Consider the following 13,308-nt stretch of genomic DNA (forward strand, 5'->3'; position numbering starts at 1 on the left):
TTTAAAATTTTTAAATTGTTAGGCTTTTTTGGTGTGCCCTTTTTTGCTTCACCTACAAAAATCCGAATTTAGAATTCTTTCTTTGTTTAAAACTCCCTGTCTAAATTCCTGTTTTTTTAAAGAAGGCTAATTTTTCAGCTAAAATTTTAATGAGTTTTGCAATTGCCTAATATAAATAATTCTCAAGAATCCTTTATCCTGTGTGGAATAACATTTTCATCAGTACCATCTTAGGGAGGCATTGGAATATTGCTTTTAATCTCTGATAGTTTTTAATAGATATTATTATTTCTGTAATTCCTCCTTTCATTTTTGTTTTATAAATTTAAAAGTTTTTTATTGATAATTTTTATTATCAAACCATTGATTTGTATAGATATATTTCATTAAAAAGAAAATCGAATTCTTGTTTTTTGATGGTTAAAGTAAAGTGTTTAATTGTAACCACTCCTGTTAACACTTTTCGTTGCAACAATATCTATACCAGTATTTAAAATATTACTCACAACTACATCGCCAAGTTTAATTGGAGCCCTAACGACTACCTTTTTTAAAACTTTCATACATTCTCCGAGCAATTCCTTTGGGATTGGCTTCTCTGATCTAACAGGTAAAGGTATTTTAACTCCATTTTCAATCAATACAGTTGTTGTTAATATCCTTTTAGGATGCTTAATTTCATCTTCAGCAAAGTTTTTACCTCTCGCACATTTATTTCCGGTTATTTCACTAATAATGTTTTCTTTAAAGATAACATCAATTTCACATTCGTTAGGACAAATTGTACATACCACTACATTATTATCCAATTAAATCCCCTCCTCAACATCTATGTATAGTTCTTCTGAAACCTTTGATATTATTTTCGGAGGTAAATTGAATTTAACCATTTTATTTGGCCTAAAATTCTCGGGTTTACCTTTAAATATTAAACCTTTAGAGGATTTTATGGTTAAACATCCATTATTCATAGGTCTGCTAACCCTAAAATAAACATTAACCAGGTTATCAATCGTATTCGTTATATATTTTGGAACTGTATATACCAAATTTTTCCCACACTTTAGTATAATCTCATTGCCACGCTCTTTTTTATTTTTTATAAATTCCACTGCTTTTTGTCCTGCAAGTTCACCTTCTCTACTAACATGATCTACTAAATCATGGACATGAAGAACATTTCCACAGGCGAATATTCCCGGTATGTTAGTTTGAAGATCATTGTCCACTAAAGGTCCATTTGTTCTTGTATTTAATTCCACTCCTGCCTTTAGGGAGAGTTCATTTTCAGGAATCAAGCCAACTGAAAGAAGAAGAGTATCGCAGTCTATCCTCTCCTCTGTGCCTTCAATTGGATTGAGTTTTTCATCTACCCTGGACACAACAACCCCCTCAATTCTGTCTTTTCCTATAATTCTTGTAACAGTAGTAGACAGATAAAGAGGAATATTAAAATCTTCAAGGCACTGCTTTATATTTCTCAATAACCCGTTGGGATAGGGCATTAATTCAAATACTCCAACGACTTCTATCCCTTCCAGTGTAAGCCTCCTTGCCATAATCAGCCCTATATCTCCTGAACCAAGTATTACAGCTTTATTTCCTATTTTCTGATTTTCCATATTTATATATCTTTGAGCTTGTCCTGCCATAAACACCCCAGCCGGCCTCGCTCCAGGTATCATTATGGCTCCTCTTGTTCTTTCCCTGCAGCCCATGGCCAGGATAACAGCGCCGGACTCAATTTTTAATAACCCTTTATCGTTAACAGCAGTAATCGCCCTGTCCTTTGAAATATTTATTACCATTGTATTTAAAAGGACATCGATATTCATTTCATTAACTTTATTAATAAACCTCTCAGCATATTCCGGTCCCGTTAATTCTTCCTTAAAATACTGAAGCCCAAAACCGGGATGTATGCACTGATTTAATATTCCCCCGAGTTCTTCATTTCTCTCAAGTATCAATACGCTACAATCTCCTTTTTTAGCCTCAATTGCTGCTGCAAGACCTGCCGGTCCACCGCCTATCACCGTAACATCATATTTCAGTTTCATTCTCTACTCTCCTCCTGTCCTTTCATTTTGCCAAAAATAAGTTTGGACTTTTCATTCTCCAGCAGTACCTCATCTTTAGGTATTCCAAGCTCTCTGGAGAGTATGGATACTATCCTGTGCTGGCAAAAACCGCCCTGGCATCTTCCCATGCCCGCTCTTGTCCTTCTTTTTACTCCGTCAACCGTTACTGCACCAACAGGCCTGTTGATTGCGCTTAATATTTCGCCCTCAGTTACTGTTTCACATCTACATATTACCCTGCCGTAACTTGGCTTCTTTCTTATGAGCTCATCCTTTTCCTCATCGGTAAGCTCACTGAAATCCAAAATCGGTGTCCTGTAGGGATTAAACGATTTCTTTTCCTTTAAATCAAGCCCTTCATTTGATAAGATATCTCTAACCATTTCAGCTATAGCCGGTGCTGATGCTACACCAGGTGACTGTATACCTATGGCATTTATAAAGCCCTTTACTTTTTTGGATGCTTCTATTACAAAATCATTAGTGTTTGTTTCTACAGGTCTAAGTCCTGCAAATTGTCTGATTAAAAACCTTTTTTCTATATCAGGCACTAAATGTTTGGCTCCATTTAAAAGCTCTTCAATTCCTTCTTTTGTCACTGAAATATCTTCCTTATCCTCCGTCATCCTTGCAGTTGAACCAACAATTATATTCCCGTGTACTGTTGGTATTACAACGATACCCTTAGTACGATTTCCTGGCAGTGGAAATAAAACCGTATTTAATTCAAATCCTATAGCTTTATCCATTACAAGCAGCTCTCCGAATCTTGGCTTAATTTCATAATCTTCAATACCAACAAGCTTTGCTATATAATCTCCGTAAACTCCTGCTGCATTTACTATAAACCTCGCCTGATATTCCCTGTTCTGTGTAGTAATGTTAAAAAATTCATCGTTTTTCGTAATGCCAACAACTTTTTGATTTCTATAAATTTTTACGTCATTTTCTGAAGCATTTTCAGCAAAGGCAATTGCAACCTCAAATGGATCTGCTATACCTGCAGTCGGCGCATAAAGAGCGTATTTTGCAGCTCTATTTACTCTTGGCTCGATTTTAAATATCTCATCCCTTTCTATTATCCTGAGGCCGGGAACTCCATTTTTTTTACCATTTTCATAGAGTTTATTCAAAACCTCAGTATCCTTATCCTCAAATCCCACTACCATAGAACCCGTGTTTTTATATTCAAATCCAAGTTCTTTAGCAAGTTTTGGATACATAAGTGCACCCTTACAATTAACCTTTGCCTTCATGGTAGACGGGTTTGGGTCATATCCGGAGTGAATTACTCCCCCATTACCCTTTGTTGTTCCGGAAGCAATATCCATATTTGCCTCTAAGAGCGCTGCCTTTAAGTCAAATTTTGAAAGCTCCCTTGCTATTGCAGTTCCTGTAATACCTCCACCAATGATAACAACATCAAATTTAAGCATTAGCCATCACCTACCCCATTCATCATAACCAGACCTGGGATGTTTTCCCTTCCCAGACTTGATAAATTTATATATTATATCGTGCTATTTTTTAAGCCATCCCTTTGAAAATTGAACCGCCTTAACCCAGTTGCTATAGAGCTCATCTCTCATTGAGTTATCCATTTGAGGATAGAATTCCCTGTCAACTTTCCAAAGTGACTTTATTTCATCCTCGTTTTTCCATATTCCAGAGCCTATTCCTGCAAGGTATGCTGCCCCCAGGGAGGTGGTTTCAACATCCTTTGGCCTAATAACAGTGCAGTTTAATATATCCGCCTGGAATTGCATCAGGAAGTTATTATTAGCTGCTCCACCATCAACCTTTAAAAACTTCAATTTGATACCGGATTTATTTTCCATTTCGTCAAGAAGGTCCCTTGTCTGATATGCCAGAGATTCAAGAGTAGCTCTTATTATATGTGCCTTTGTTGCGTTAGAAGTCAATCCTATTATCATCCCCCTTGCGTACATATCCCAGTGAGGTGCTCCAAGCCCTGTAAATGCCGGTACAAAGTAAACACCAGCATTGTCCTTAACGCTTTCCGCAATACTTTCAGTTTCACTTGATGCTTTTATCATATTTAAAGAATCTCTTAGCCACTGTATAGCTGAGCCCGCTGTAAAAATGCTGGCTCCCATCGAATACTTGACCTTATTGTTTATTCCCCAGGCTAATGTTAAAAGGCCTTTATCCGTGAAAACCGGCTTATCACCAGTAAACATAAGAGGAACACAGCTTGTTCCATATGTGTTTTTAGCTGTCCCTTCCTCAAAGCAAGCCTGTCCAAAGAGAGCTGCCTGTTGATCCCCAGCAATACCTGTTATAGGAATTTCATATCCAAACAAGCTTTTATCCGTGTATCCGAACAACCCAACAGATGGTTTAGCCTCAGGAAGAATATTTTCTGGAACCCCTAGTATTTGAAGCAATTCCTTATCCCATTCTATTGTATTTACATTAAATAACATTGTTCTTGAAGCGTTGGAATAATCTGTGGCATGGACTCTACCACCTGTTAAATTCCAGAGTATCCATGTATCTATTGTTCCAAAAAGCAATTCACCTTTTTCTGCTCTTCTTCTAACACCGAGAACGTTATCGAGTATCCATTTAATCTTAGATGCAGAATATACAGGATCTATAACAAGTCCGGTTTTTTTATTAAAAATTTCTGTATACCCTTTGTCTATAAGATCTGAGCATATTTCTGTTGTTCTTCTGCATGCCCATACAATTGAATTATATACGGGTTCTCCAGTTCTCTTGTCCCATATGGTTGTTGTTTCCCTTTGATTTGTAATACCAATTGAAGCAATATCCTTTCCTGTCATATTGGCTTTAGAAAGTGCCCTTTGAGCAACCTCTAGGGTTATTGTCCAAATTTCCTTTGGATCATGCTCAACCCAGCCTGGTCTCGGATAATGTTGAGTAAACTCCTTATATTCCATTGCTACTCTATCTCCATTGTCATCAAAAATTATGGCTCTTGACCCTGTTGTCCCCTGGTCGATTACAAGGATATGTCCTGGCATGTAATATATTCCCCCTTTTTAAATTAAAATAAATCCGTACAACCGCTAAAACTATTGTTCTTTATAGATTTCTATCGTACTCATAAATTATATTATGCAATTAATGTGCCATAATCATAAAAAAATGCAGCTATATTGAAGCCCTCAATTTTCAATATAGCCGCTTTTTTCATATTAATCGTTTTACAACTTCTTGGTACTAATTACCAACATAATGCTATATCTTACCATGGATAATAAACTATTTTATTCCTCCTCTTCATTTCTGCAAATTCCGTATTTTCTTGCCTTTGCCGCCACAGTTTTATGAGTAAGTCCAAGTGCTTTTCCTGCTGAATTAAAGCTTCCATATCTCTCCAGTGCCATTCTAATGATTTCTTTTTCGTAATCATCCCAAGTAAGAATCTCTTTATTTAAAATTGAGCTTAATAAATTTTCCTCATTTTCAGCTGCTTTATCACTTATGTACATTGGTAAATCTTCAATCCCAATTAGTGTCCCGTCGGCCAAAGTAACTACTCTTTCAATAATATTTTCAAGCTCCCTGACATTACCAGGCCACCTGTATGCAATCAATGCATTCTGAGCCTCAGAGGTAAATCCTTTTACATTTTTACCTAATTTATTATTTACCTTATTCAAGAAAAACTCTGTAAGAATGGGTATATCCTCTTTCCTCTCCCTTAACGGAGGAAGTAAAATAGGTATTACATTTAACCTATAATATAAATCCTCTCTAAACTCTCCATCAAGTACCATTTTCTCAAGATCTCTGTTAGTTGCTGCAATTACTCTTACATCAACTTTTATGGTTTCTTCTCCTCCAACTCTTTCAAACTCCATTGTTTGAAGTACTCTTAGTAGCTTTGCCTGCATACTCTTTTCCATTTCACCTATCTCATCTAAAAACAAAGTACCTTTATTGGCAAGTTCAAATTTGCCAAGCTTCTTCTTAAATGCCCCTGTAAATGAACCCTTTTCATGGCCAAAAAGCTCACTTTCCAGGAGGTTTGAAGGTATAGCAGCACAGTTTATCCTTATAAATGGTCCATTTGCTCTATCGCTGCAATAATGAATTCCTTCTGCAATTAACTCTTTGCCGGTACCACTCTCTCCCCTTATAATAACGGTTGCTGTACTCTTCGCTGCCTTTTGAGCTATAGCAAGTGCATCAAGAACTTTGCCACTTTTTCCAATAAATTTTTCATAAAACTGGTAAGGAGTTTTAGTCCTATGTAATTCCTGTTCAAGATATTCCGCCTTTGCTGTGACTTGATTCAATTTTTCAAGTAAAATTTGAACCTCATCAACGCTCTTAATCGCTGAAACTACTCCTGTCACTTCACCATCAACTATTATGGGACTTACATTTGCAACTATCTTTCGCCCATTTTCTTTTGTACATATGCTATCAGATATTCGTTTTCCTTCTCTAAGTGCTCTTATCCTTACCCCATTAGGAGATATGTCCTTTAAATTTTTTCCGATTAAATTGGTTTCTTTTTCATTTAGTATCATTAAATAAGCTGGATTAACATATGTTATATACCCTTCTCTATCGACAACACAAATGCCATCCTGTACATTTTCTAAAACAAGTTGAAGCCTTTGATGAAGCTCCTTCATCTCTCTTAACCTGTCGGTCATAGTTTCAATTGTTGATATATCCTCAAATACAGCTATGGCACCTTTAACATGCCCATCTATTACAATAGGAGTTCGGTTTGTAATAATAACTGATTCCCCTATTACCTGCTTGCATCCTATTTCCGGTGTTTTTTTTTGTCTTACTATATGCAATCTAGAATTGGGAATAACATCATATATTTTTTTGCCAATTGCATCCTTTGCTTTGACTTTCATTATTCTTTCGGCTGATGTATTAAAAATATTAATAATATCATTTTCATCTATCACAATTAAGCCATTTGCTATATTATTATAAATTTGATCAAAGGTAAAAGTATTATACTGTATTAGGTTGTCAACCTCGTTAATATCATCATCATTCCTCATCTGAAAGTCACTTTCTAAAAAGTCAATCATCTCCTCAACTGCCGCATCTGCTTTTTCTCCATCAGCAGAAATTATGATTTCATCTCCTTTTTTTATTTTTAGCAAAGCAAGAGGCATTAGTATTGTACCTGGTACATTATATTGGTTTTTGTATTTAAAAAACAAGGTTGTATTATATTTGTTTTGTAATTCATGAGCCTTTTGTACAACCATTGCTGCTGCACGTACATGAATTCCCTTTTCATGTTTTATTATTGCACTCCTCATGGAAATTCCCCCTATATTCCAAAATATTATTAAAATATATTAATCCTTATATATTTCAAATATATAAATAACAAACATCTACTACTGGAAATATAAGTTTATATACTTTATTTGAAATGCATATCAACAATTGAATCTTAAAGCTAATACATCATTCTATTTGAGATTCACTTTAATTAAGAAAATAATTTTGAAATGAAATTAAAAATATTTAAAATACTGGATACAGTGAACTTAGATTTATATATTTAAACTTACTTATACAAATTTTATATACAAAATTAAATGAAATATCTTTTCTTTTCATATGTTATATTAAAAATAAATTTATTACAAATCCTACCTTATTTGATTAAAACTAAAAACAGTAGCAAAATTTGATTTTTGCTACTGTTTTTAGTTTAATTTCAATATTTTATAGAATTTTATGAAAATTCATTTTTGTTTTTGCTAAACCTATCTTAAATACGACAACGGATTTACCGGAACACTATTAAACCTTATTTCAAAATGTAGGTGAGGACCCGTTACTCTTCCGGTTGCACCTACCTTTGCAATTGCCTGACCTCTCTTAACGTTTTGCCCTACACTTACAAGGCTTTTTGAAAGGTGTGCATAATATGTCTCCATTCCATTCCCATGATCTACTATTATCAGTCTGCCGTAGGTACCTCTGTAACCCGAAAAAACTACCTTGCCGCTAAGGGCAGCACTTACAGTTGTCCCAACAGGTGCAGCTAAGTCTATTCCTTTATGGAACTCTCCCCACCTCTGTCCGAAGGCTGAGGTAAAACGCCCCGATAGAGGCCATATAATCCCTGCGTACGCTGCATTACTTAAGGCCGACTTTGTAGAAGCGCTTCCTCTAGAAGTTGCTGTCCTAACGGATGTATCTCTATTTTGGACCTCGGAAGCCAACAGTTTGGCTTCACCTGGCAGTATTATTTCCTTTCCAAATTTCACATCATTTAAGGATGTAATGGAATTTATCCTTGCTATATCCTCCAGTTTAATTTTATACCTTGATGCTATATCCCAGAGAGCATCTCCCTTTTTTATTTTATATACAACACCATTTATTGATGGAAATTTTAGTTCCTGACCCACTTTAATGATATCATTTTTATCTATTAAGTTTGATTCAGCAATTGAATCTACACTAATGCCATATCTTTTTGCAATGGCTTCCAGTGTATCCCCCGATTTAACAGTATATCTGATGATCTCAGCCTTTTTACTTTTCTGATTTTGTGTGGACTCTTCCTTTGAACCTAGCTCTAATTCAGTTTTCGGCTGTGGTATTAAAGCTAACATTTGACTATTAAGATATACCTCAGATGTTTTTTTTGAAGAACTTATGGCAAATGCTAATGCTGTCACGGCTGCTAAAATTGCAGATATAAGCACAACTTTTTTAACACTTTTCATTTGTTTTCCTCCTCTATTCTGCTTACGAGGTTAGTTGACGGGTTAGGCCATAGAGTGTAGCCCTCTTTACGATTCACCCCAAAGGTAGGTCCCCCGTTCCAGTTTCCTGGATTCAGCGTTATCACCAATTCATAATTATTGGTATATGTAGCTTTAAAATTGAATTTTGTATACGTATAACTGTAAAGTAATGTTTTACAAACATCTCCTTTCTTTATATCATTAGCTACAAAATATAAAATACTACAAAATATTATAATACGCAAATATGTTATCCTATACTAACAATAAATATAAAATGAGTTATATTATTCCTGAAATAAAAAAGGATGGTTAAAGTTGTTTTGATTTAGAACAAATTTAACCACCTCTGGTATAGAATAGTTAATGACGCCCAATAGATATATTTCCATATATCTATTGGGCATTACTCTTTTGACTTTGACTGATTTTTAAATTTTTCTATTTATAATCATACTGGAAATCGTCGTATTCAAACTTTCCATTCTTAATTACTTCCTTAATCCAGTGACCAGACTTCTTAATTCTTCTGTTTCTATTATCCTTAAGATCAATTTCTACAAATCCATATCTGTTTCTGAAGGCATTCATAGGGGATACGTTATCAGTAAAGTTCCACATATGGTATGCGACACAATTTGCTCCCTCTTCAACTGCCTTAAAGAGCCATCTCAAATGGTCAGCAACATAGTCGATTCTATAGTCGTCCTGAATCACGCCATTTGCATCCTTGTGGGCTTCTTCTCCCATTACTCCCATTCCGTTTTCCATAACCATCCATTCTATGTTGTTATATCTATACTTTATGGTCATTGCTAAATCATAAAGTCCTCTGGCGTAGATTTCCCATCCCCTCGAAACGTTCATCTTGGCACCTGGCATTGACCAGTTTTCAAAGTAGTACTCTGCGCTAAACGGGATTTCTTCATTCCATTTGGAAGTTCTAGCCTTTACTCTTCTTGGGGCATAGTAGTTAATTCCAAGAATATCTATAGTATTATTCTTTATTAAGGCCAGTTCATCTGCAGTATAGTCAAACAGGCAGTTGTGCTTCTTTAATGTTTCTATAAGCTTTCCAGGGAAAGTTCCAAGTATGCATGGATCCATATAAATTCTATCTGTAAGAAGTTCTGCCATTTCAGCAGCTGCCTTATCCGCTTCGTTATCTGAGCGCGGATATGTAGGAGAGGCATTTATTATAATTCCTATTTTACCTCCATCATTATGGTATCCCTTTTCCCTAAAGAGCTTAACTGCCTTTGCAGTTGCCAAAACCTTGTTGTAGTTCCACTGCATAAATTCCTTGTAGTCTGACTTGAATGGATACCACATGGCTTCGGATATTCCAAGCATTGGAACTACTATTGGTTCGTTAAAGGTATACCATATTTTAACTCTGTCGCTGAAGGCTTCAAATACCTTTTCAACATACTTTAAGTAAAACTCTATAACCTTCTTGCTTCCCCAGCCCCCGTAATTTTTTATGAGGTAATCTGGAAGCTCCCAGTGTTCAAGGCAAATTATTGGCTGAATCCCCTTGTCTATAAGCTCATTTATAACATCATTATAGAATCTCAGGGCATCTTCGCTAACTTCAGCAGTTTCATAGTTAGTTATAAATCTGGACCAGTCAATTGAAGTTCTGTAGGATTGCAGTCCAAGTTCCTTCATTATCGCAATATCTTCCTTGTATCTTGAATAAAAATCAGTGGCAACGGCAGTTCCATATCCTTCATACCATCTTTCGGGTACAGCTTTATAAAAAGCATCTGCCCAGCTTATCTGATTTTCCAGCTTTCCCTTCCATCCCTCAGTTTGCCATGCTGAAGCAGAAGTACCTATCTTAAAATTTTTTGGAATGTTAAACGTTCTTTTTGCCATATATAATACCTCCTGATCAACTAACATTTCACATAATATTCTGCCCAGAATTTATTTTTATACTATTTTAAATAGTACACCCTTTTCAATGGATATTTCAAGCTTTTTATTTGAAATTTTACATATTTCATCTAAAAAGATATTGATTAGACATTATTTATCAACATACCATCTGCGATTTAAATCAACAATGAGCATAATAAAAACAAAGAATTCTTTAAGAGCGATGGATATACCTAATAATTCCCTGGGAAGAAATGAGTGGGAAATTAAAAAAGGAAATCATCCACATATCTGCATTCTTTCATCAAGAATGCAGATGCTCAAAAGAAGCCTTTTAACACCCCATTTCTCAAAATCTATTGCAACCACATCCTTTTCAATATATTTTACACGGCCATACCCAAAGGTTTTATGAAACACTCTGGTTCCAATTGAGATATTGATGTGCTGGCCCATGTTGTTGGTCTCTCTACTTTTACTTACTACCTTACCAATTTCTTCATTCGCTTTGATTATTTCCTTAACCACATTTATAAATTCAGAGCTTCGTATTCGCTTACTTCCACTTCCTTTAATATCAAAAAGATAAAGATTGTTTTTAGCCCTTGTTATTCCAACATAAAACAGCCTTTTCTCCTCCTCATACAGGCTGCTGTCCTTTTCTATACCTTGTTTTCTCATGCTTTCCTGGGTTGGAAATTGGCCGTCTATAACATCTATTAAATAGCACGTATCAAACTCCAGCCCCTTACTGCCGTGAATTGTGGTCACTGTAACTGCATTTTTATTTTTATTGTATTTCGATCTATCCATTATATTTTCAAGCTCACCGAGCCTTGCTATAAATTGCACTATAGATGTGGTATTTCCTGCAATATATTCAAGGATTGAAATTATCGTTTCAAGGCTTTGGAGTGAATATCCTTCCTCGGAAGCTCTTTTTAGATAATCTTTATACTCAAGCTCATTATATATAAAGTCTATTGCTGCACCCGGAGATTTATTCGATAGCTCTGAAAACTTACCCCTCAGGCTGTGGACCTTCCCTCTCTGACCAGGGGTTAAAAAAGGAACCATTAAGAGCCTTTGAAATATGGACAAATCATCTTCTGAATTTTTTATGTGATCAATTGCTGCTTTCGGAAGGTATGAATTAACCTTGTAATATATTCTTTCAAAGGAATCAACATCATGCTTATTAAGTGCAACATTGAGCATAGCTATGATGTCCTGTGCCACCCAGTGCCTGGACAGGGATACCTTGCTGTCCTTCATATAAAACTTAATGTTGTTTCTATCAAGGGCATCTATAAGCGGTATGGAGGACAAATTGTTTCTAAACAGAACAGCGTAATCATTTAGATTAGAGGCATTCTTAAATGAATCTATTATGTATTTTAACTGTTCCACCACACTTCCCACTTCTATTATTTGTACAGGGCTTTCATCCTCCCTCTCCGCCTTCATGTTTTTATCATATCTTTTTGTATTGCTCTTAATGAAATTGTTAGCAAGATTTACTATGTTTTTAGTCGATCTATAGTTCTTCTCCATAAAATATATTTTTGCATCGGGATATACTGTTTTAAAGTTCAGCATATAATCAGGTTCTGCCGCTCTGAAGCCATATATGCTCTGATCATCATCACCCACCATATAAAGATTGTTTGACGGGCTTACAACAAGCTGAACCAGTTTATTTTGAATCAGGCTTGAATCCTGCGATTCATCAACGGTAACATACCTGTACTGTCTTCTATAAAATTGAAGAATTCTGTCGTTTTTATTGAGTATTTCATAGGACATAGACAGCATGTCATCGTAATCTATATAATTATACCTCTCTTTAATCCTTTTATATCTATTGTAAATTTCCCTGAAATTGCTTATTTTAATCTGACTTTCACTTATCTCATCGATGTTCAGCATGGCGTTTTTAACATACCCTATGCTGTTTATAAGCTCATCCAGCCTGTCTTCGCCAATATACTCATTGTTTATTTCCCTGTATATGTTTTTTAATATTGAAACCTTGTTTATGGGCTGCGTTGTATCTTCTATTATATTGTACCTTCGGCCGCTAATTCTTTCATAGTTTCTAATTACCGATAGGGCAAAGCTGTGAATTGTTGAAAAGGTTATTCCTGCTGACACAGTATCCCCAAAAAGGTAGTTGAACCTCTCTTTCATATCTATCGCCGAGGCCTTGCTGAAGGTTAAAGAAAGGATGTTTTTAGGGTTGATGCCGTAAATTGACGTAAGTATACCAAGCCTCACTATAAGGGTTGTTGTTTTTCCAGCACCGGGCACTGCAAGCACAAGACATGGCCCATCCTTATGAAGGGCTGCTGCTTTTTGCTGTTCGTTTAAGTTTATATTAAATTTTTCACTTATGTATTTAAAGAACTTTTCGTACACAATATCACCTGTAAACAATATGTATAGTATTTTCATATCATATATTGTATTCTATCCTTGCTTTCTTCCTTTGTACTATATCAAAAAACGATTGAAAAATCCACTGCCATTACTTAAATACCATCTTTTATTTGTCTATAGAATTATGCTAATATAGTCTCGTAAACTGACAAAATTCTCTA

The 13,308-nt window shown here is 35.4% G+C and carries 8 protein-coding genes and 1 riboswitch; all 8 genes read right to left on the minus strand.

From position 1 onward, the window contains the following. Positions 1–434 precede the first annotated feature (434 nt). Complete coding sequence (locus EDD71_RS05550; RefSeq protein WP_133627763.1) at positions 435–809, minus strand: DUF1667 domain-containing protein; 375 nt, start codon at positions 807–809, stop codon at positions 435–437. Next, complete coding sequence (locus EDD71_RS05555) at positions 810–2,054, minus strand: NAD(P)/FAD-dependent oxidoreductase (protein ID WP_166636357.1); 1,245 nt, start codon at positions 2,052–2,054, stop codon at positions 810–812. 2 nt (positions 2,055–2,056) lie between these two features. Beyond that, positions 2,057–3,517, minus strand: a complete 1,461-nt coding sequence (locus tag EDD71_RS05560; protein ID WP_133627765.1) for an NAD(P)/FAD-dependent oxidoreductase — start codon at positions 3,515–3,517, stop codon at positions 2,057–2,059. Between the two features lie 84 nt (positions 3,518–3,601). Continuing rightward, positions 3,602–5,092, minus strand: a complete 1,491-nt coding sequence (glpK, locus tag EDD71_RS05565; protein ID WP_133627766.1) for a glycerol kinase GlpK — start codon at positions 5,090–5,092, stop codon at positions 3,602–3,604. A gap of 246 nt (positions 5,093–5,338) precedes the next feature. Then, on the minus strand, positions 5,339–7,375 hold the full coding sequence (locus EDD71_RS15915; RefSeq protein WP_133627767.1) for a sigma 54-interacting transcriptional regulator: 2,037 nt from the start codon (positions 7,373–7,375) through the stop codon (positions 5,339–5,341). A gap of 456 nt (positions 7,376–7,831) precedes the next feature. Continuing rightward, complete coding sequence (locus EDD71_RS05575) at positions 7,832–8,803, minus strand: M23 family metallopeptidase (protein ID WP_133627768.1); 972 nt, start codon at positions 8,801–8,803, stop codon at positions 7,832–7,834. 4 nt (positions 8,804–8,807) lie between these two features. Next, a riboswitch (cyclic di-AMP (ydaO/yuaA leader) is annotated at positions 8,808–8,931 on the minus strand. A 334-nt stretch (positions 8,932–9,265) separates the two neighbouring features. Further along, entirely contained in the window at positions 9,266–10,705 is a 1,440-nt protein-coding gene (locus tag EDD71_RS05580; protein WP_133627769.1) for a glycoside hydrolase family 1 protein, read from the minus strand. A gap of 282 nt (positions 10,706–10,987) precedes the next feature. Further along, on the minus strand, positions 10,988–13,162 hold the full coding sequence (locus EDD71_RS05585; protein ID WP_133627770.1) for an ATP-dependent helicase: 2,175 nt from the start codon (positions 13,160–13,162) through the stop codon (positions 10,988–10,990). Positions 13,163–13,308 lie beyond the last annotated feature (146 nt).

Source organism: Fonticella tunisiensis (assembly GCF_004364155.1).
GTDB lineage: Bacteria > Bacillota > Clostridia > Clostridiales > Caloramatoraceae > Fonticella > Fonticella tunisiensis.